We start from the raw sequence: 19,270 nt of genomic DNA on the forward strand, positions 1-19,270 counted from the left end.
ACCGGGCCTCGACCGTGACCTGGTGAGGGCGGGAACTACAGCCCCGCCGCCTTCCGCAGCGCCTCCACGCGGTCCGTGCGCTCCCACGTGAAGTCGGGGATCGCCCGGCCGAAGTGGCCGTACGCGGCGGTCTGGGAGTAGATCGGGCGGAGCAGGTCGAGGTCGCGGATGATCGCGGCCGGACGGAGGTCGAAGACCTCGCCGATGGCCGTCTCGATCTTGTCCGTGTCGATCGTGGCCGTGCCGAACGTCTCGACGAAGAGACCCACGGGCTCGGCCTTGCCGATCGCGTACGCGACCTGGACCTCGCAGCGGGAGGCCAGGCCCGCGGCGACGACGTTCTTGGCGACCCAGCGCATCGCATAGGCGGCCGAGCGGTCGACCTTGGACGGGTCCTTGCCCGAGAAGGCGCCGCCGCCGTGCCGGGCCATGCCGCCGTAGGTGTCGATGATGATCTTGCGGCCGGTCAGGCCGGCGTCGCCCATCGGGCCGCCGATCTCGAAGCGGCCGGTGGGGTTGACCAGCAGGCGGTAGCCCTCGGTCTCCAGCTTGATGCCGTCCTCGAGGAGAGCCTTCAGCTCGGGCTCGACCACGAACTCGCGGATGTCGGGGGCCAGGAGCGAGTCCAGGTCGATGTCCGAGGCGTGCTGGGACGAGACCACGACCGTGTCGAGACGGACGGCCTTGTCGCCGTCGTACTCGATGGTGACCTGGGTCTTGCCGTCGGGGCGCAGGTAGGGGATGGTCCCGTTCTTGCGGACCTCGGAGAGGCGGCGCGAGAGGCGGTGCGCGAGGTGGATCGGGAGCGGCATGAGCTCCGGGGTCTCGTCGCAGGCGTAGCCGAACATCAGGCCCTGGTCGCCCGCGCCCTGCTTGTCGAGCTCGTCCTCGTCGCCCTCGACGCGCTGCTCGTACGCCGTGTCGACGCCCTGCGCGATGTCGGGGGACTGCGAGCCGATGGACACCGAGACACCACAGGAGGCGCCGTCGAAGCCCTTCTTCGAGGAGTCGTAACCGATCTCGAGGATCTTGTCGCGCACGAGCTGCGCGATCGGCGCGTACGCCTTCGTCGTGACCTCGCCGGCCACGTGGACGAGGCCCGTGGTGATCAGCGTCTCCACGGCGACCCGGGAGGTCGGGTCCTCCCGCAGAAGCGCGTCGAGAATGGTGTCGCTGATCTGGTCAGCGATCTTGTCGGGGTGACCCTCGGTCACAGACTCCGAGGTGAAGAGGCGCCGGGACACATCGCTCCCTGTGGTTGCAGCGGCTGCTGGCTGATCATGGGTGGACGGCCGGGAGCTGCGCCCGGCGTCGTCCGAGACCAGTTTATCGGTCACACTCGGCCGCCGGACCACATGTCTCGCCACTTGGGAGCCCTGTGACCTGCGACACTGCGTTGCGCGGTACGACGATCGGCCCTCGCCGGGAAACCTCGCGCCCGATTTTGCCGGGTTTGAGGCGCCCGATGAGGCGAAGATGACATTGAGCCCTGCCCGCGGACACCTCGTCAAGACAGGTGCTCGAATATGACCGAGTTCCGGATGGTGAGACGGGTGCGACGGGGAGCACGGACAGCGCCCCGGGACAGTGCCGCGCCGCCGTCAGGCGAGGCGCTGTGCGACCAGGTCCCAGACCGTGTCCGCGAGGGCCTCCTTGGGGCCGTGCGGCACCGGCGTCTCGCTGCCGTCCGCGCCGAGCACGACGGCCTCGTTCTCCTCGGAGCCGAACGTCTTGCGCTCGCCGACCTCGTTGACGACCAGCAGGTCGCAGCCCTTGCGGGCGAGTTTGGCGCGGCCGTTGGCCAGCACGTCGTCGGTCTCGGCGGCGAAGCCGACGATCACCTGGCCGGGGCGGGGGCGCTCCCCGGCGATCTCGGCGAGAACGTCGGGATTGCGGACCAGCGCGATCGGCGCGGGCTCCTGGCCGTCCTTCTTCTTGATCTTTCCTGTGGCGTACGTCTCGGGGCGGAAGTCGGCGACGGCGGCGGCCATGACCACGGCGTCGGCGTCGGCCGCGGCCTTGATGACGGCCTCGCGCAGCTGCACGGCGGTGCCGACCGGTACGACGTCGACGCCTGCCGGGTCGGGCAGCGCCGCGTTGGCGGCGACGAGCGTGACGCGGGCGCCCCGGGCGGCGGCGCTGCGGGCGAGCGCGTAGCCCTGCTTGCCCGAGGAGCGGTTGCCGAGGAAGCGGACCGGGTCGAGGGGTTCCCGGGTGCCGCCCGCGCTGACGACGACGTGGCGGCCGGCGAGGTCCTGGGCCAGGTCTCCGCGGGCGAGGACGCGGCGTACGACCTCGAAGAGTTCCACGGGGTCCGGGAAGCGGCCCTTGCCGGTGTCGACACCGGTGAGGCGGCCGACGGCGGGCTCGACGACGAGGGCGCCGCGGCGACGGAGTGTGGCCACGTTCTCCTGGGTCGCGGGGTGCTCCCACATCTCGGTGTGCATGGCGGGGGCGAAGACCACCGGACAGCGAGCGGTCAGGAGCGTGTTGGTGAGCAGGTCGTCGGCGAGTCCGTGGGCCGCCTTGGCGAGCATGTCGGCGGTGGCGGGGGCGACGATCACGAGGTCGGCGTGCTGGCCGATGCGGACGTGCGGCACCTCGTGGACGTCGGACCAGACCTCGGTGGAGACGGGGTTGCCGGAGAGCGCGGACCACGTCGCGGCGCCGACGAAGTGCAGCGCGGACGCGGTCGGCACGACGCGTACGTCATGGCCGGACTCGGTGAGCCGCCGCAGCAGCTCGCACGCCTTGTAGGCGGCGATGCCGCCGCTGACCCCCAGGACTACCTTCGGCTTCTCGGCCACTGCCACTGTCTCCCCGCACTCGGATGCGTACTGCTCCATGACACACCACAGGCCCGGCAGTCGTACTGCCGGGCCTGTGGTGAAGGTACGTGCTGCTTACTGCGCCGGGCCCTCGATGGCCTCGGACGTCAGCAGGCCCGCGTTGATCTCGCGGAGCGCGATCGAGAGCGGCTTCTCGTGGACGTGCGTGTCCACGAGGGGGCCGACGTACTCCAGGAGGCCTTCACCGAGCTGCGAGTAGTACGCGTTGATCTGGCGCGCGCGCTTGGCGGCGTAGATCACGAGGCTGTACTTCGAGTCGGTGGCTTCGAGCAGCTCATCAATCGGCGGGTTGATGATGCCCTCGGGCGCGGTGATGGAAGAGGACACTCTCTGCCTTCCGATGGGTGTAAAGATCAAAGAACTTTCATCAAGGCTAGCAGCTCACGGGCCACGTCCTCGACGGAGGTGTTGACAAGCGTCGTATCGAACTCGGCTTCGGCGGCGAGCTCCACCTTGGCGGCGGCGAGCCTGCGCTCGATGACCTCGGGCGCCTCCGTCCCGCGGCCGGTGAGCCGACGGACCAGCTCGTCCCAGCTCGGCGGGGCGAGGAAGACGAGCTGCGCCTCCGGCATCGACTCGCGCACCAGGCGGGCGCCCTGGAGGTCGATCTCCAGGAGGACGGGCTCGCCCGCCTCCAGGCGGTCGAGGACCGCGCGACGGGGGGTTCCGTAGCGGTTGCCCGCGAATTCGGCCCACTCCAGGAGCTCGCCGTTGGCGATGAGCTTGTCCATCTCGTCGTCGGAGACGAAGAAGTACTGGACACCGTGCTTCTCACCGGGCCGCGGCTTGCGAGTGGTGGCCGAGACCGAGAGCCAGACCTCGGGGTGTTCTTTGCGCATATGAGCGACGACCGTGCTCTTGCCGACCCCGGAGGGGCCGGAGAGCACGGTCAGCCGCGGACGTACGTCCGGGGGCACGGGGGTCGTCCCCCGGGATGTTGCAGCCATGCAGCGATTATCCAGGTTCTCAGGAGTGCCTGAGAACATCAGCCGGCGGCACCCCCACCGAACTCTCGCTCGAGCGACGCGATCTGGTTGGAGCCGAGACCGCGCACACGGCGGCTCTCGGAGATGCCAAGACGCTCCATGATCTGCTTGGCACGGACCTTGCCCACGCCCGGCAGGGACTCCAGGAGGGCGGAGACCTTCATCTTGCCGATGACATCGTTCTCCTGGCCCTGCTTGATGACCTCATGAAGCGAGGCACCGGAGTGCTTGAGTCGATTCTTGACCTCGGCCCGCTCCCGGCGAGCCGCGGCGGCCTTTTCGAGCGCGGCTGCGCGCTGTTCAGGGGTAAGGGGCGGAAGAGCCACGCCTACGTCACCTCGGATGTCGAACTGTCGGATACGGACCGGTGAGGAACCTAGTCGCCCCACACCTGGTGAGCAACGTGCAACGCGCTTGCCCGTTCGCTCTCGTCGGAGACTAGCGGGCATGGCCGCCAGAGTCAGCGAGAACAGACGAAAAGTCCTGGTCAGCCTGCGCCGAGCCGTACATATCGGGCATATCTCCCCGGTTTTGGCCGGGGAGCCGTCAAGGAAACATAAGGACAGGCCCTGTTCGCCCGCTCAGCGCGGGTCGACGGCCGCCCTGATCTCGTCCGCGAAGCGCGTCGCGGAGTCCCGCAGGCCCGTGACGTCGGGTCCGTGCCGCAGCACTCCCCGGCTGACGTTCGGGACGACGTTGCGCACCGCCGCGCCGAACACCGAGGGAAGGTCGGCCGGGGTCGCGCCCTGGGCGCCGATGCCGGGGGCGAGCAGCGGGCCGTTGATCGCCAGGTCGTACGAGGACAGGTCCCCGAGCGTGGCACCGACGACCGCTCCGAAGGATCCGAGGGGCTCCGCCCCCGCGTTCTCGGCGGCGAGGTGCCCGAGGACCGTGGCGCCGACCGTGCGGCCGTCCTCACGCACCGCGTGCTGCACCTCGGCGCCCTCGGGGTTGGAGGTGAGGGCGAGCACGAAGAGCCCGGCGCCGTTCTCGCGCGCCAGGTCGACGGCCGGCTTCAGGGAGCCGTAGCCGAGGTAGGGCGAGACGGTGAGCGCGTCGCTGAACAGCGGCGAGTCCTTGTGCAGGAAGGTCTCGGCGTACGCGGCCATGGTGGAGCCGATGTCGCCGCGCTTGGCATCCATCACGATCAGGGCGCCGGCCGCCCGCAACTCCTCGACGGCCTTCTCCAGGACGGCGATGCCGCGCGACCCGAAGCGCTCGAAGAACGCGCTCTGCGGCTTGAACACCGCGACGGTCCCGGCGAGCGCCTCCACGACGGTGCGTGTGAACCGCTCAAGGCCCGCGATGTCGTCGTTCAGGCCCCACGCGGTCAGGAGCGAGGAGTGCGGGTCGATGCCGACGCACAGGGGGCCGCGCTCGTCCATGGCGTGGCGCAGGCGCGTACCGAAGGGCTCCAGGGGGCTCATGCGGTGACCTCGGGCTTCCGGACATCGGCGCCGACCGCGTCGGCGAGGGTGGCGTACGGGCTCGTGCGCAGGCGCGCGGCGAGGCCCTTGTGGACGGCTCGGCCCCAGAAGGGCCCTTCGTAGATGAAGGCGCTGTAGCCCTGGACGAGGGTGGCGCCCGCGAGGATGCGCTGCCAGGCGTCCTCGGCGTTCTCGATGCCGCCGACACCCACGAGCGTGATCCGGTCCCCCACGCGCGCGTAGAGGCGCCTGAGGACCTCCAGGGAGCGCTCCTTGAGGGGCGCGCCCGACAACCCTCCGGCCTCTCCGTAGAGGGCGGGTGCGGAGGCGAGGCCGAGGCTTTCGCGGGCGATGGTGGTGTTCGTGGCGATGATGCCGTCCAGGCCGAGTTCGACGGCGAGGTCGGCGACCTCGTCGATGTCCTCGTCGGCCAGGTCCGGCGCGATCTTGACGAGCAGCGGGACGCGGCGGCCCTCGACGCTGCGGTCGGCGGCCTCGCGCACGGCGGTCAGGAGGGGCCGCAGCGACTCGGTGGCCTGGAGGTTGCGCAGGCCCGGGGTGTTGGGCGACGAGACGTTGACGACGAGGTAGTCGGCGTGGCGAGCGAGCCGCTCGGTGGACTTCACGTAGTCGGCGGCCGCCTCCTCCTCGGGGACGACCTTGGTCTTGCCGATGTTCACGCCGACGACGGTCTTGAAGACGGGCGTACGGGTGGCCAGGCGCTCCGCGACGGCCGCGGAGCCCTCGTTGTTGAAGCCCATGCGGTTGATCAGCGCGCGGTCCGGGACGAGGCGGAAGAGCCGCTTCTTGGGGTTGCCGGGCTGCGGCTCGCCGGTGACCGTGCCGATCTCGATGTGGTCGAAGCCGAGCATCGACATTCCGTCGATCGCGACGGCGTTCTTGTCGAAGCCCGCGGCGAGCCCGAAGGGGCCGTGCATCCGCAGCCCGAGGGCCTCGGTGCGCAGCTCCTTGTACCGGGGCGCGAGGACGGCCGCGACGAAGGTGCGCAGCACGGGGATGCGGGCCGCGAGGCGGATCCAGCGGAAGGCCATGTGATGGGCCTGCTCCGGGTCCATGCGCTTGAAGACGAGATGGAAGAACAGCTTGTACATAGGGGTCCTCAGGGGTCCTCAGGTGTGCTCACCAGAAGGGGGACACCGTTTTGGTGTCCCCCTTGTGGGCTGCTAGTCGCGGGTCGCGGTCAGGTGTTCCGCGTGTTCCTGGAGCGATCGGACGCCCACGCCGCCGTGGTTCAGCGCGTCGATGCCCTGGACGGCCGCGGCAAGGGCCTGGACGGTCGTCAGGCACGGCACGGAACGCGAGACGGCTGCCGTGCGGATCTCGTAGCCGTCGAGACGGCCGCCGGTGCCGTACGGGGTGTTGACGATGAGGTCGACGCCGCCGTCGTGGATGAGCTGGACGATGGTCTTCTCACCGTTGGGGCCCTCGCCCTCGGACTGCTTGCGCACGACCGTGGCGTTGATGCCGTTGCGCTTGAGGACCTCGGCCGTGCCGGAGGTGGCGAACAGCTCGAAGCCGTGCGCGACCAGTTCACGTGCCGGGAAGATCATCGAGCGCTTGTCGCGGTTGGCGACGGAGATGAAGGCGCGGCCCTTGGTCGGCAGCGGTCCGTAGGCGCCCGCCTGCGACTTGGCGTACGCGGTGCCGAACACCGAGTCGATGCCCATGACCTCGCCCGTGGAGCGCATCTCCGGGCCGAGGACGGTGTCGACGCCCGCGCCGTGGATGTCGCGGAAGCGCGACCACGGCATGACGGCCTCCTTGACGGAGATCGGCGCGTCCATGGGGAGCGTGCCGCCGTCGCCGACGGCCGGGAGCATGCCTTCGGCGCGCAGCTCGGCGACGGTCGCGCCGAGAGAGATGCGCGCGGCGGCCTTGGCCAGCGGCACCGCGGTCGCCTTCGAGGTGAAGGGGACGGTGCGCGAGGCGCGCGGGTTGGCCTCAAGGACGTAGAGGATGTCGCCCGCCATGGCGAACTGGATGTTGATCAGTCCGCGCACGCCGACGCCCTTGGCGATGCCCTCCGTGGAGGCGCGCAGGCGCTTGATGTCGAAGCCGCCGAGCGTGATCGGCGGCAGCGCGCACGCCGAGTCGCCGGAGTGGATGCCGGCCTCCTCGATGTGCTCCATGACGCCGCCGAGGTAGAGCTCCTCGCCGTCGTAGAGCGCGTCCACGTCGATCTCGATGGCGTCGTCGAGGAAGCGGTCGACGAGGACCGGCCGCGAGGGGCTGATCTCCGTCGACTCCTCGATGTACGCCGAGAGCCGGGTCTCGTCGTACACGATCTCCATGCCGCGGCCGCCGAGCACGTAGGACGGGCGCACCAGGACCGGGTAGCCGATCTCGTCGGCGATCGCCTTGGCTTCCGCGAACGTCGTGGCGGTGCCGTGCTTGGGCGCGGGGAGGCCGGCCTCGGCGAGCACGCGGCCGAAGGCACCACGGTCCTCGGCGGCGTGGATGGCCTCGGGCGAGGTGCCGACGACGGGCACGCCGTTGTCCTTGAGGGCCTGCGAGAGGCCGAGCGGGGTCTGGCCGCCTAGCTGGACGATGACGCCCGCGACGGGGCCCGCCTGCGTCTCGGCGTGGACGATCTCCAGGACGTCCTCGAGCGTGAGCGGCTCGAAGTACAGACGGTCGGAGGTGTCGTAGTCCGTCGAGACGGTCTCGGGGTTGCAGTTGACCATCACGGTCTCGTAGCCCGCGTCGCTGAGCGCGAAGGAGGCGTGGACGCAGGAGTAGTCGAACTCGATGCCCTGGCCGATGCGGTTCGGGCCCGAGCCGAGGATGATGACCGCGGGCTTCTCGCGGGGCGCGACCTCGCTCTCCTCGTCGTACGAGGAGTAGAAGTACGGGGTCTTGGCGGCGAACTCGGCGGCGCAGGTGTCGACCGTCTTGTAGACCGGGCGGACGCCGAGGGCCTGGCGCACCTCGCGCACCACGTCCTCGCGCAGGCCGCGGATCTCGGCGATCTGGGCGTCGGAGAAGCCGTGCCGCTTGGCCTCGGCCAGGACGTCGGCGTCGAGGCGCTCGGTGGCGGCGAGCTCGTCCGCGATCTCCTTGATCAGGAAGAGCTGGTCGACGAACCAGGGGTCGATCTTCGTCGCGTCGAAGACCTCCTGGGGCGTGGCGCCCGCGCGGATGGCCTGCATGACGGAGTTGATGCGGCCGTCGGTGGGGCGCACCGCCTCGCGCAGCAGCTCGGCCTTGTCACCGGGCTCGCCGACGAAGGTGAACTGCGAGCCCTTCTTCTCCAGGGAGCGCAACGCCTTCTGGAGGGCCTCGGTGAAGTTGCGGCCGATGGCCATGGCCTCGCCGACCGACTTCATGGTGGTGGTGAGGGTGGAGTCGGCGCTCGGGAACTTCTCGAAGGCGAACCGGGGGGCCTTGACGACCACGTAGTCGAGGGTCGGCTCGAAGGAGGCCGGCGTCTTCTCGGTGATGTCGTTCGGGATCTCGTCCAGCGTGTAGCCGACGGCCAGCTTGGCGGCGATCTTCGCGATCGGGAAGCCGGTGGCCTTGGAGGCGAGCGCGGAGGACCGGGACACGCGCGGGTTCATCTCGATGACGATGACCCGGCCGTCCTCGGGGTTGACCGCGAACTGGATGTTGCAGCCGCCGGTGTCGACGCCGACCTCGCGGATGATCGCGATGCCGACGTCCCGCAGGATCTGGTACTCGCGGTCGGTCAGCGTCATCGCGGGCGCGACGGTGATCGAGTCGCCGGTGTGGATGCCCATCGGGTCGAAGTTCTCGATGGAGCAGACGACCACGACGTTGTCGTTCTTGTCGCGCATCAGCTCCAGCTCGTACTCCTTCCAGCCGAGGATGGACTCCTCCAGGAGCACCTCGGTGGTCGGCGAGAGGGTGAGGCCCTGGCCCGCGATGCGGCGCAGCTCTTCCTCGTTGTGCGCGAAGCCGGAGCCGGCGCCTCCCATGGTGAAGGAGGGGCGGACGACCACGGGGTAGCCGCCGAGCTCGTCGACGCCCTTGAGGACGTCGTCCATGGAGTGGCAGATGTACGAGCGGGCGGACTCGCCGTGCCCGATCTTCTTCTTGACCTCTTCGACGACGCCCTTGAAGAGGTCGCGGTCCTCGCCCTTGTTGATGGCCTCGACGTTGGCGCCGATGAGTTCGACGCCGTACTTCTCCAGGACGCCCTGCTCGTGCATGGAGATGGCCGTGTTGAGGGCCGTCTGGCCGCCCAGGGTGGGCAGCAGCGCGTCGGGGCGCTCCTTGGCGATGATCTTCTCGACGAACTCGGGGGTGATCGGCTCGACGTACGTGGCGTCGGCGATCTCCGGGTCGGTCATGATCGTCGCCGGGTTGGAGTTGACGAGGATGACGCGCAGGCCCTCGGACTTGAGGACGCGGCACGCCTGGGTGCCGGAGTAGTCGAACTCGGCGGCCTGGCCGATGACGATCGGGCCGGAGCCGATGACCAGGACGGACTGGATATCGGAGCGCTTAGGCACGCTGGCCCTCCATCAGGGTTACGAAGCGGTCGAAGAGGTAGGCGGCGTCGTGCGGGCCGGCAGCCGCTTCGGGGTGGTACTGGACGGAGAAGGCCGGCTGGTCGAGCAGCTGGAGGCCTTCCACCACGTTGTCGTTGAGGCAGACGTGGGAGACCTCGGCGCGGCCGAAGGGGGTCTCGCTGGCCTTGTCGAGGGGCGCGTCGACGGCGAAGCCGTGGTTGTGCGCGGTGACCTCGACCTTGCCGGTCGTGCGGTCCTGCACCGGCTGGTTGATGCCGCGGTGGCCGTACTTCAGCTTGTACGTGCCGAAGCCGAGGGCGCGGCCGAGGATCTGGTTGCCGAAGCAGATGCCGAACAGGGGCGTCTTCCGCTTCAGCACGGCGGTCATGAGCGCGACGGGACCTTCGGCGGTGGCCGGGTCGCCGGGGCCGTTGGAGAAGAAGACTCCGTCGGGGGCGACGGCGTACACCTCCTCCTCGGTGGCCGTGGCGGGCAGCACGTGGACCTCGATGCCGCGCTCGGCCATGCGGTGCGGGGTCATGCCCTTGATGCCGAGGTCGATGGCGGCGACGGTGAACCGCTTCTCGCCGACCGCGGGGACGACGTAGGCCTCCTTGGTGGCGACCTCCTCGTAGAGGCTGGCGCCCTTCATCTGGGGCTGGGCCTTGACGCGCTCGACGAGCTCGGCGTCGGCCGGCAGCGTCTCGCCGGAGAAGATGCCGGAGCGCATGGAGCCGCTCTCGCGCAGGTGGCGGGTGAGGGCACGGGTGTCGATGCCGCTGATGCCGACGACGTTCTGGGCGGCCAGCTCGTCATCGAGCGAACGCTTTGCGCGCCAGTTCGAGGGGATGCGGGCGGGGTCGCGGACCACGTAGCCGGAGACCCAGATGCGGGCCGACTCGTCGTCCTCGTCGTTCCAGCCCGTGTTGCCGATCTGCGGCGCGGTGGCGACCACGATCTGGCGGTCGTACGAGGGGTCGGTCAGGGTCTCCTGGTATCCGGTCATGCCGGTGGAGAACACCGCTTCGCCGAAGGTCTCCCCCACGGCCCCGTAGGCGCGACCACGGAAGATGCGGCCGTCCTCCAGGACGAGTACGGCGGGAACCTTGCTGGCTCCCCTGGTGGAGGTCGTCATCGTGCGGTGCCTTCCGTAGTGCTGTTCTTGTCGTTCGTGTCGTGGGGCGAACCGACCATGTCGTTGAGCGCCTCGACCCACTCGGTCTGTTCGGCCGCCTGGTCCGAGCGGAAGCCCGAGTCGAGCAGCTTCCCGCCGTGTTCCCACGTGACGACCAGGAGACCGCCCTCCGTGAGGACCTTGCCCGCGATGCCCTTGTCGAGACGGGCCTCGCGCAGCTGTGCGACCGGGATGAAGAAGTCGGTCGCGCCGGGGCGTACGACGTCCAGGCCCGCGTCGGTGAGCGTCAGCTCGACGCGGCTGCGGGTGCCCAGGCCGTGCGCCACGATGCGGTCGAGCCACTGCCCGGCCGTGGTCGAGCCGTGGTACCGGCCGCTCAGCTCAAGTCTGGCCGGACCCGGGTCGCTCGGCGCGGTGGGCAGCTCGGGCAGGTCGCCCTGGAGCGTGCCGCGCCACTTCCAGCCCTCGCGCATCAGCCAGTAGACGAGCGCGATGAAGAGCAGGAGTCCGACGACCCAGCCGAGGCGCGCGGCCCAGTCGGTCACCTCCGCCGATTCCTTGTCGGCGGCCAGTTCCAGAAGTGATGTCACGTGAGCTTCCCGTCGACGAGCGTGGCCCGGCCCCGGAGCCACGTGTGCGTGACGCGGCCCGGCAGCTCACGGCCTTCGTAGGGCGTGTTGCGGCTGCGCGAGGCGAAGCCCGCGGGGTCCACTGCCCCACGGTAATCGGCGTCGACCAGGACGAGGTTCGCGGGCTCACCTGCCGAGACGGGGCGCCCGTGACCGGCGGCTCCGCCGATGGCCGCGGGCTTGAAGGACATCCGGTCGGCGACGGCCTCCCAGGTGAGCAGGCCGGTCTCGACCATCGTCTGCTGCACCACGGACAGGGCGGTCTCCAGGCCGACCATGCCCATGGCGGCAGCGGCCCACTCGCAGTCCTTGTCCTCGTGCGGGTGCGGGGCGTGGTCGGTGGCGACGATGTCGATCGTGCCGTCGGCGAGGGCCTCGCGGAGCGCCATCACGTCGCGCTCGGTGCGCAGCGGCGGGTTGACCTTGTAGACGGGGTTGTAGGAGCGCACCAGCTCATCCGTGAGGAGGAGGTGGTGGGGGGTGACCTCGGCGGTGACGTCGATGCCGCGGGACTTGGCCCAGCGCACGATCTCGACGGATCCGGCGGTCGACAGGTGGCAGATGTGCACCCGCGAGCCGACGTGCTCGGCGAGCAGCACGTCCCGCGCGATGATCGACTCCTCGGCGACGGCGGGCCAGCCGCCGAGGCCCAGCTCGGCGGAGACGACGCCCTCGTTCATCTGGGCGCCCTCGGTGAGCCGCGGCTCCTGCGCGTGCTGGGCGACGACGCCGCCGAAGGCCTTCACGTACTCCAGGGCGCGGCGCATGATCACGGCGTCGTCGACGCACTTGCCGTCGTCGGAGAAGACGGTGACCCCGGCGGCGGACTCGTGCATGGCGCCGAGCTCGGCGAGCTTCTTGCCCTCGAGGCCGACGGTGACGGCGCCGATGGGCTGCACGTCGCAGTAGCCGGACTCCTTGCCGAGGCGGTAGACCTGCTCGACGACGCCGGCGGTGTCGGCGACGGGGAAGGTGTTGGCCATGGCGAACACGGCGGTGTAGCCACCGGAGGCGGCGGCGCGGGTGCCGGTGAGGACGGTCTCGGAGTCCTCGCGGCCCGGCTCGCGCAGGTGGGTGTGGAGGTCGACGAGGCCCGGCAGGAGCACCTTGCCGTCGGCCTCGACGGTCTCGGCGCCGTCGGCGGAGAGTCCCGCGCCCACGGCCTCGATGGTCTCGCCGTCGATCAGGACGTCCTGCGTCTCGCCGCCGAGCACCTTCGCACCACGAATCAGGATCTTGCTCATGCTTACTTGCTCTCCTCGGAACGGGTGTGGGTGACGGCGGGCTCGTTGCCGCCCAGAAGCAGGTAGAGGACGGCCATGCGGATGGAGACGCCGTTGGCGACCTGCTCGACGACCGTGCAGCGGTCGGAGTCGGCGACCTCGGCGGTGATCTCCATGCCGCGGACCATCGGGCCGGGGTGCATGACGATGGCGTGCTCGGGCATCTTCGCCATGCGCTCGCCGTCCAGGCCGTAGCGGCGGGAGTACTCGCGCTCGGTGGGGAAGAACGCGGCGTTCATGCGCTCGCGCTGCACCCGCAGCATCATCACGGCGTCGGACTTGGGCAGCACCCGGTCCAGGTCGTAGCTGACCTCGCAGGGCCACTGCTCGACGCCGACCGGCACGAGGGTGGGCGGGGCGACGAGGGTGACCTCGGCGCCGAGGGTGTACAGCAGGTCGACGTTGGAGCGGGCGACGCGGCTGTGCAGGATGTCGCCGACCAGGGTGATGTGCTTGCCGGCCAGGTCCTGGCCGAGGCCCGCGTCGGGGCCGACGAGGCGGCGCCGCATGGTGAAGGCGTCGAGCAGGGCCTGGGTGGGGTGCTGGTGGGTGCCGTCACCCGCGTTGATGACGGCGGCGTCGATCCAGCCGGAGGTCGCCAGGCGGTAGGGCGCCCCGGAGGCGCCGTGGCGGATGACGACGGCGTCGACGCCCATCGCCTCCAGGGTCTGCGCGGTGTCCTTCAGGGACTCGCCCTTGGAGACGCTGGAGCCCTTGGCGGCGAAGTTGATGACGTCGGCGGAGAGGCGCTTCTCTGCGGCCTCGAAGGAGATCCGGGTCCGGGTCGAGTCCTCGAAGAAGAGGTTGACCACGGTGCGGCCGCGCAGGGCGGGCAGTTTCTTGATCGGCCGGTCGGCGACGCGCGCCATCTCCTCGGCCGTGTCGAGGATGAGGACGGCGTCGTCGCGGGAGAGGTCGGCGGCCGAGATGAGGTGTCGCATCATCTGCGTGTACTCCGGTGTGTGGAGGTCTGCGGGCGCGCGGGCGCACAGGGGTGTGCCCCTGGGCCCGTGAGGTGGGAAACCGGTTACGCGGAGGCGGGCTTGGCGCCGAGCAGCACGGCGTCGCGGCCGTCCTCCTCGGCGAGCTGCACCTTGACCGTCTCCCGCAGCGACGTGGGGAGGTTCTTGCCCACGTAGTCGGCACGGATGGGCAGTTCGCGGTGGCCGCGGTCGACGAGAACGGCGAGCTGCACGGCGCGGGGGCGGCCGATGTCGTTCAGCGCGTCGAGGGCGGCGCGGATGGTGCGGCCGGAGAAGAGCACGTCGTCGACGAGGACGACCAGGCGGCCGTCGATGCCGTCACCGGGGATGTCGGTGCGGGCCAGCGCGCGCGGGGGGTGCATGCGCAGGTCGTCGCGGTACATGGTGATGTCGAGGGAACCGACCGGGATCGCGCGGCCGGTGATCTCTTCGAGCTTCTCGGCGAGCCTGCGGGCGAGGAAGACGCCACGGGTGGGGATGCCGAGGAGGACCACGTCGTCGGCGCCCTTGGCGCGCTCGACGATTTCGTGGGCGATGCGGGTCAGAACCCGCGCGATGTCGGGGCCCTCGAGTACGGGGCGCGCGACAGCGGAGTCTTTGGTGTCCTGCGTGTCCATATGAAACGGACCTCCTTCTCCGCCTCACGGGACGGACATTAAAGGACGTCGAAATTGCGCCAGCCAGACTACCAGCACTTACGACCGGGCACGTCATCGGCCTCCACCGAAGGGGCGGTAAGGACCTTTCGGCTTGACGCAGGCAAGTAACGCTGCGTAACCTCACAGTGAGTTACCAGCCACGCGGCGGAGCCGCCTGATTGTCGCAGCGTCCGGGGAGCTATATGTCCAGCGAATACGCCAAGCAGCTCGGGGCCAAGCTCCGCGCGATCCGTACCCAGCAGGGCCTTTCCCTCCACGGAGTCGAGGAGAAGTCCCAGGGACGCTGGAAGGCGGTCGTCGTGGGGTCGTACGAGCGCGGCGACCGTGCCGTGACCGTGCAGCGCCTCGCCGAGCTGGCGGACTTCTACGGCGTCCCGGTCCAGGAGCTCCTGCCCGGTACGGCGCCCGGTGGCGCCGCCGAGCCGCCGCCGAAGCTCGTGCTCGACCTGGAGCGTCTTGCGCACGTCCCGCAGGAGAAGGCGGGTCCGCTGCAGCGGTATGCCGCCACGATCCAGTCGCAGCGCGGTGACTACAACGGCAAGGTGCTGTCGATCCGCCAGGACGACCTGCGCACCCTGGCCGTGATCTACGACCAGTCGCCCTCGGTCCTGACCGAGCAGCTGATCAGCTGGGGCGTCCTCGATGCGGACGCGCGTCGCGCCGTCGCCCACGAAGAGGTCTGAGCCCGCTTCGGGAGACTTCAGCAGAAACGTACCGCCGGGGTGCGGTGGCCCAAAGGCCACCGCACCCCGGCGGTTTTCTGTGTCTTTCCCGCGCCTCATTGACGCCACACCGGCCAGAAGCCGTGCGGGAAAAGTCGGAGGGCCCGCAGCGTATTGCTGCGGGCCCTCCGGATGACATGCCGAGGCTTTACGCCTCGTCTCTATGCCTCGTCCCGGCGCAGGGACGGCTTCAGATCCTTGAAGCGTCCGAGCAGACCGTTCACAAAGGACGGCGACTCGTCCGTGGAGAACTCCTTGGCGAGCTGCACCGCCTCGTCGAGCACCACCGCGTCGGGTGTGGCGTCGACCCAGACGAGTTCGTAGGCCCCGAGCCGCAGGATGTTCCGGTCGACGACCGGCATGCGGTCCAGGGTCCATCCGACGGCGTACTGCGCGATGAGTTCGTCGATGCGGCGCTCGTGCTCCGCGTATCCCTCGACGAGCTCCATCGTGTACTCGCTCACCGGCGGCTGCCGGGTGTCGGACCGCGAGTGGCGCACCCAGTCCGCGAGGACCGTCAGGACGTCCGTACCGCGCTGGTCTGCCTCGAAGAGGATCTGGAAGGCGCGCTTGCGGGCCGTGTTACGAGCAGCCACGGTTAGCTGTTCACCCGGCCGAGGTAGTCGCTGGTACGGGTGTCGACCTTGATCTTCTCGCCGGTGGTGATGAAGAGCGGCACCTGGATCTGGTGGCCGGTCTCCAGCGTGGCGGGCTTGGTGCCACCGGTGGAGCGGTCGCCCTGGACACCCGGCTCGGTCTCCTGGATGACCAGCTCGACGGCGGCGGGGAGCTCGACGTAGAGCACCTCGCCCTCGTGCTGGGCGACGGAGGCGGTGAAGCCCTCGATCAGGAAGTTGGCGGCGTCGCCGACGGCCTTGCGGTCGACGTGCAGCTGGTCGTACGTCTCCATGTCCATGAAGACGAAGTAGTCGCCGTCCATGTAGGAGAACTGCATGTCGCGCTTGTCGATCGTGGCCGTGTCGACCTTGACGCCGGCGTTGAACGTCTTGTCGACGACCTTGCCGGAGAGCACGTTCTTGAGCTTGGTGCGCACGAAGGCCGGGCCCTTGCCGGGCTTGACGTGCTGGAACTCGACGACGGACCAGAGCTGGCCGCCTTCGAGCTTGAGCACCAGGCCGTTCTTGAGGTCGTTCGTGGAAGCCACGGTTGCGGAATCTCCTGCACTGACTGACTGGTGGACGACCCCGGGCGCGCACGCGCCTTCAGAGCGCGAGCAGTTCCTTGGTCGTGATGGTGAGTAGCTCGGGTCCGCCGTCCGCCTCGGGGCGCACGACGAGCGTGTCATCGATCCGGACACCACCCCGGCCAGGGAGGTGAACCCCCGGTTCGACGGTGACCGGCACGCAGACGTCCAGTTTACCCATGGCCGCGGGCGCCAATTGAGGGTCCTCGTCGATTTCGAGCCCCACACCGTGTCCGGTGCTGGGAGCGAGCCCTTCCGCATGGCCCGCGGAGTGCAGTACGTGGCGTGCGGCGCGGTCGACGTCGCGGCAGGCGGCGCCGGGTGCGAGGGCCTCGCGGCCGGCCCGCTGCGCGGCGAAGACGACGTCGTACAACTCGATCTGCCAGTCGGCGGGTGACGTGCCGATGACGAACGTACGCCCGATCTCGCAGCGATAGCCGCGATAGCTGGCGCCCAGGCAGACGGAGAGGAAATCCCCCTCCTCCACACGCCGGTCCGTCGGCCGGTGACCGCCTCTGCCGGAGTTCGGCCCGGTCCCGACGGAGGTCGCGAAGGCGGGCCCGTCCGCGCCGTGGTCGACGAGCCGCCGCTCCAGCTCCAGCGCGAGATGCCGCTCCGTCCGCCCCACGAGGATCGACTCGAGCAGCTCTCCCAGCGCCTGGTCGGCGATTTCAGCGGCGACCCGCAGGCAGGACAGCTCTTCCTCGTCCTTGACGAGCCGCAACTGCTCGACGGCGGTCCCGAGGTCCATGAGCCGCAGCCGCGGCGCGACGGAACCGACCGCCCGGTGCCGCGCAACGGTCAGGTGGTGCTCCTCCACGGCGAGCGCGTCGACGCCCTGAGCGGTGGCGAAGTCGGCACCGGCGACGGCGGGATCGGCACTCGGCTCGGTCAGCACCTGTACCCGGAGCCCACCGTCGGCCCGCCCCTCTCCCGGTTCCCCGCCGAGCGGACGCCCGCACACCAGAACGTCCTCGTCCTCACCCCGACCGACGAGAAGCACGGCACCGTCGGGCGCCGCGCCCGCGAGATAGCGCACATTGGCGGGCCGGGACACGAGCGCCGCCCCACCACCCCCGGCAGCACACCGTTCCCGAACCCGCTCCCTGCGGACCGCGTACACCTCTGACATGGGGCGAGCCTAAGATCCCACCCGCGCGGGGGCCCGCCGGACGCGTCCGACCGGGCGTCACCCCTATGCCGCGCCCTCAGCTGTCGCAGCCGACCCCATCACCGTCACGGTCGAGATGCCTGCCGTATCCGGGTTCCCCGCGACGCACGGGAGCGGCACCAGCGGCGCGCGCCTCCGCACAGTTCGCGTAGTACACAGAGCCCCCACCGGACCCACCGCCGTCATCCGGCGCCGTGACCGTCGACCGCACGGTCTTGGTCGCCCTGACGGTCTTGGTCGCCTCGACCGTCTTGGTGGCCCGCACGGTGACCGTCGCCCGCGGCTCGGACCGAGCGGTCCCGGAGGCGGTGGGCGAGGCGGTGGCCGTAGCGGTCGCGGTCACGGTGGCTTTCGCCTCGGCCTTGTCCGCGCCGGTGGTGCCGTCGCCGCCGGCGCCCGCGGCAGCGCCCAGACCGAGGGCGAGGACGATCGCGGGGATGACGTACCGCTTCCGGGCCCACTTCGGGGCGGGGCGGCGGACGTCTGGCGGAGTGCCGTACGGATTGCTCATGTCATGCCCCTCGAGCGTATTCCAGGGGCAGGACCGTAGTACCGCGCTCAGTCGGCGTGAAGGAGACGGGGAGGCACGGTGTCGTAATCGTGACCTGTGGGCACTGCCCCCGCTACCACTGCGGTGGGCTCGCGATGGCTCGGGTCAGGACCTCGTCCAGGACTCGGGCCGTGGCGGGGACGTCCAGTTGGGAGTTGTCGATGATGGGGAGGCCCGAGCCGTACCAGCCCGCCATGCGGCCGTGGATGCGGGCGACTTCCTCGTCCGTGAGGCGGCGGTTGCCGCTGCGTTCCGCATTGCGTTCCAGGACGATCTCCAGGCCCGGGAGGAGGACCACGGGGAGCAGGCCTGGGCCCACGTGCCGCTTCCAGCCGCCCAGGCCGACGACCGGGCGGTCCGGGAAGACCGCGTCGTCGAGGATGCACGAGATGCCGTTGGCCAGGAAGTTCCGCGCGGCGAAGCCGCAGGTGCGGCGGGCCAGGCGGTACTGCGCCTCGGAGTGGTCGTTCCAGCCCGACTGGGGGTCGGCGAACCCCGAGCGCACCCATTCACGTACGTCGTCGAGGCTGATGTGGGCCGTGGGCACGCGGCGGTGCTCGGCCCAGTATTTGGCGACGCTCGTCTTGCCCGCGCCGGCGGGGCCGATGAGCAGGACCGCGAGCGTCGTGGCGCCGGTGTCCGTGGGGGCCGCTCCCTGCGGGGGGCTCGGCATGGCCACGGGGCCGCCGGGCGGCAGTTGGATGTGGCTCGTCGTGCCGGCGGTGGGCGGCGGGCAGTCGGGCGTGGGGGGCACCGGGGCCGGTCCGTGCGGGGGCGCCGGGGCGTGCGGCATCGGGGGTTGGCCCTGTGCCTGCGCGGCGTGCGGTGCGTGCGGAGCCTGATGGCTCGCGGGCCCCGGGGGGGAGGGCGCTTGGCCGCCCGCGAACCCCGGCGCGGGGGGCGCGTGCGGTGCCGCTCCGGGGGGCGGAGCGGTCGGGTGGTGTGCGGCCTGCGACCAGCCGGTGGCCGGTCCGTGCCCCGGCTGGTGGGGCGGCGGCAGCGGAGATCCCACTGCGTGCTGCATCCGGTGCCACTCCGTCTCGTGCGACTGTCGCTGGTAGGGCAGCGACCTGGCCGCCCGTTACCGAACGGTACCGTCCCCGGCCGCTGTTGTGTGAACGGCCGGGGAGGCCGAGACGTGCCCGTGGCCGAATCAGAGAGCCACGGTGACGGGAGCGA

General features: G+C 70.3%; 19 protein-coding genes. 1 reads left to right on the plus strand and 18 read right to left on the minus strand.

What is annotated here, in order from left to right:
• Nucleotides 1-35: 35 nt before the first annotated feature.
• From metK to pyrR, 13 genes are all read right to left on the minus strand, one after another.
• On the minus strand, nucleotides 36-1,244 hold the full coding sequence (gene metK / locus DEJ47_RS05810; RefSeq protein WP_150165577.1) for a methionine adenosyltransferase: 1,209 nt from the start codon (nucleotides 1,242-1,244) through the stop codon (nucleotides 36-38).
• A 357-nt stretch (nucleotides 1,245-1,601) separates the two neighbouring features.
• The gene (gene coaBC / locus DEJ47_RS05815; protein WP_150165579.1) at nucleotides 1,602-2,846 is read right to left on the minus strand and encodes a bifunctional phosphopantothenoylcysteine decarboxylase/phosphopantothenate--cysteine ligase CoaBC; all 1,245 of its coding nucleotides are present in this window, start codon (nucleotides 2,844-2,846) and stop codon (nucleotides 1,602-1,604) included.
• Between the two features lie 57 nt (nucleotides 2,847-2,903).
• Nucleotides 2,904-3,176 carry a DNA-directed RNA polymerase subunit omega gene (gene rpoZ, locus DEJ47_RS05820; RefSeq protein ID WP_005319902.1) on the minus strand — a complete coding sequence of 91 codons (273 nt, stop codon included), beginning with the start codon at nucleotides 3,174-3,176 and terminating at the stop codon, nucleotides 2,904-2,906.
• A gap of 26 nt (nucleotides 3,177-3,202) precedes the next feature.
• A complete protein-coding gene (gene gmk, locus DEJ47_RS05825) occupies nucleotides 3,203-3,796 on the minus strand; it encodes a guanylate kinase (RefSeq protein WP_150165581.1) in 594 nt (197 codons plus the stop codon).
• Between the two features lie 38 nt (nucleotides 3,797-3,834).
• The gene (locus tag DEJ47_RS05830) at nucleotides 3,835-4,161 is read right to left on the minus strand and encodes an integration host factor (RefSeq protein WP_055564204.1); all 327 of its coding nucleotides are present in this window, start codon (nucleotides 4,159-4,161) and stop codon (nucleotides 3,835-3,837) included.
• A 255-nt stretch (nucleotides 4,162-4,416) separates the two neighbouring features.
• Nucleotides 4,417-5,262: an orotidine-5'-phosphate decarboxylase gene (gene pyrF / locus DEJ47_RS05835; protein ID WP_161237998.1), complete on the minus strand. Its 846-nt coding sequence runs from the start codon at nucleotides 5,260-5,262 to the stop codon at nucleotides 4,417-4,419.
• Nucleotides 5,259-6,374 (minus strand): quinone-dependent dihydroorotate dehydrogenase, encoded by a 1,116-nt coding sequence (locus DEJ47_RS05840; RefSeq protein ID WP_150165583.1) that lies wholly within the window; start codon nucleotides 6,372-6,374, stop codon nucleotides 5,259-5,261. The genes pyrF and DEJ47_RS05840 overlap by 4 nt, the downstream gene beginning before the upstream one ends.
• A gap of 72 nt (nucleotides 6,375-6,446) precedes the next feature.
• Nucleotides 6,447-9,755: a carbamoyl-phosphate synthase large subunit gene (gene carB / locus DEJ47_RS05845; RefSeq protein WP_150165585.1), complete on the minus strand. Its 3,309-nt coding sequence runs from the start codon at nucleotides 9,753-9,755 to the stop codon at nucleotides 6,447-6,449.
• Entirely contained in the window at nucleotides 9,748-10,890 is a 1,143-nt protein-coding gene (gene carA, locus DEJ47_RS05850) for a glutamine-hydrolyzing carbamoyl-phosphate synthase small subunit (protein ID WP_150165587.1), read from the minus strand. The genes carB and carA overlap by 8 nt, the downstream gene beginning before the upstream one ends.
• Nucleotides 10,887-11,480 carry a hypothetical protein gene (locus tag DEJ47_RS05855; RefSeq protein WP_150165589.1) on the minus strand — a complete coding sequence of 198 codons (594 nt, stop codon included), beginning with the start codon at nucleotides 11,478-11,480 and terminating at the stop codon, nucleotides 10,887-10,889. The genes carA and DEJ47_RS05855 overlap by 4 nt, the downstream gene beginning before the upstream one ends.
• The gene (locus DEJ47_RS05860) at nucleotides 11,477-12,763 is read right to left on the minus strand and encodes a dihydroorotase (RefSeq protein WP_150165591.1); all 1,287 of its coding nucleotides are present in this window, start codon (nucleotides 12,761-12,763) and stop codon (nucleotides 11,477-11,479) included. Before DEJ47_RS05860 ends, DEJ47_RS05855 begins: the two co-directional genes overlap by 4 nt.
• A 2-nt stretch (nucleotides 12,764-12,765) precedes the next feature.
• Nucleotides 12,766-13,746, minus strand: coding sequence for an aspartate carbamoyltransferase catalytic subunit (locus DEJ47_RS05865; RefSeq protein WP_150165593.1), 981 nt, complete (start codon nucleotides 13,744-13,746; stop codon nucleotides 12,766-12,768).
• A gap of 83 nt (nucleotides 13,747-13,829) precedes the next feature.
• Nucleotides 13,830-14,402 (minus strand): bifunctional pyr operon transcriptional regulator/uracil phosphoribosyltransferase PyrR, encoded by a 573-nt coding sequence (gene pyrR, locus DEJ47_RS05870; protein ID WP_150165595.1) that lies wholly within the window; start codon nucleotides 14,400-14,402, stop codon nucleotides 13,830-13,832.
• 224 nt (nucleotides 14,403-14,626) lie between these two features.
• Between pyrR and bldD the strand changes: the two genes are divergently transcribed.
• Complete coding sequence (gene bldD, locus DEJ47_RS05875) at nucleotides 14,627-15,127, plus strand: transcriptional regulator BldD (RefSeq protein WP_030787240.1); 501 nt, start codon at nucleotides 14,627-14,629, stop codon at nucleotides 15,125-15,127.
• A 200-nt stretch (nucleotides 15,128-15,327) separates the two neighbouring features.
• Here bldD and nusB read toward each other — a convergent pair whose 3' ends face one another.
• The 5 genes from nusB to DEJ47_RS05900 form a co-directional block, all read right to left on the minus strand.
• The gene (nusB, locus tag DEJ47_RS05880) at nucleotides 15,328-15,762 is read right to left on the minus strand and encodes a transcription antitermination factor NusB (RefSeq protein WP_150165597.1); all 435 of its coding nucleotides are present in this window, start codon (nucleotides 15,760-15,762) and stop codon (nucleotides 15,328-15,330) included.
• 2 nt (nucleotides 15,763-15,764) lie between these two features.
• A complete protein-coding gene (gene efp / locus DEJ47_RS05885) occupies nucleotides 15,765-16,331 on the minus strand; it encodes an elongation factor P (protein ID WP_150165599.1) in 567 nt (188 codons plus the stop codon).
• 58 nt (nucleotides 16,332-16,389) lie between these two features.
• Complete coding sequence (locus DEJ47_RS05890) at nucleotides 16,390-17,502, minus strand: M24 family metallopeptidase (protein WP_150165601.1); 1,113 nt, start codon at nucleotides 17,500-17,502, stop codon at nucleotides 16,390-16,392.
• A gap of 76 nt (nucleotides 17,503-17,578) precedes the next feature.
• On the minus strand, nucleotides 17,579-18,052 hold the full coding sequence (locus tag DEJ47_RS05895) for an excalibur calcium-binding domain-containing protein (RefSeq protein ID WP_150165603.1): 474 nt from the start codon (nucleotides 18,050-18,052) through the stop codon (nucleotides 17,579-17,581).
• 112 nt (nucleotides 18,053-18,164) lie between these two features.
• A complete protein-coding gene (locus tag DEJ47_RS05900; protein WP_150165605.1) occupies nucleotides 18,165-19,115 on the minus strand; it encodes a Pro-rich N-terminal domain-containing protein in 951 nt (316 codons plus the stop codon).
• Nucleotides 19,116-19,270 lie beyond the last annotated feature (155 nt).

It is taken from the genome of Streptomyces venezuelae (genome assembly GCF_008642355.1).
GTDB classification, from domain to species: Bacteria; Actinomycetota; Actinomycetes; order Streptomycetales; family Streptomycetaceae; genus Streptomyces; species Streptomyces venezuelae_B.

Coding starts and splice junctions, on each gene's coding strand:
- coaBC (WP_150165579.1), bottom strand. CDS start 2,846: ATGGAGCAGTACGCATCCGAGTGCGGGGAGACAGTGGCAGTGGCCGAG.
- gmk (WP_150165581.1), bottom strand. CDS start 3,796: ATGGCTGCAACATCCCGGGGGACGACCCCCGTGCCCCCGGACGTACGT.
- pyrF (WP_161237998.1), bottom strand. CDS start 5,262: ATGAGCCCCCTGGAGCCCTTCGGTACGCGCCTGCGCCACGCCATGGAC.
- DEJ47_RS05840 (WP_150165583.1), bottom strand. CDS start 6,374: ATGTACAAGCTGTTCTTCCATCTCGTCTTCAAGCGCATGGACCCGGAG.
- carA (WP_150165587.1), bottom strand. CDS start 10,890: ATGACGACCTCCACCAGGGGAGCCAGCAAGGTTCCCGCCGTACTCGTC.
- DEJ47_RS05860 (WP_150165591.1), bottom strand. CDS start 12,763: ATGAGCAAGATCCTGATTCGTGGTGCGAAGGTGCTCGGCGGCGAGACG.
- DEJ47_RS05865 (WP_150165593.1), bottom strand. CDS start 13,746: ATGATGCGACACCTCATCTCGGCCGCCGACCTCTCCCGCGACGACGCC.
- pyrR (WP_150165595.1), bottom strand. CDS start 14,402: ATGGACACGCAGGACACCAAAGACTCCGCTGTCGCGCGCCCCGTACTC.
- bldD (WP_030787240.1), top strand. CDS start 14,627: ATGTCCAGCGAATACGCCAAGCAGCTCGGGGCCAAGCTCCGCGCGATC.
- DEJ47_RS05890 (WP_150165601.1), bottom strand. CDS start 17,502: ATGTCAGAGGTGTACGCGGTCCGCAGGGAGCGGGTTCGGGAACGGTGT.
- DEJ47_RS05895 (WP_150165603.1), bottom strand. CDS start 18,052: ATGAGCAATCCGTACGGCACTCCGCCAGACGTCCGCCGCCCCGCCCCG.
- DEJ47_RS05900 (WP_150165605.1), bottom strand. CDS start 19,115: ATGCAGCACGCAGTGGGATCTCCGCTGCCGCCGCCCCACCAGCCGGGG.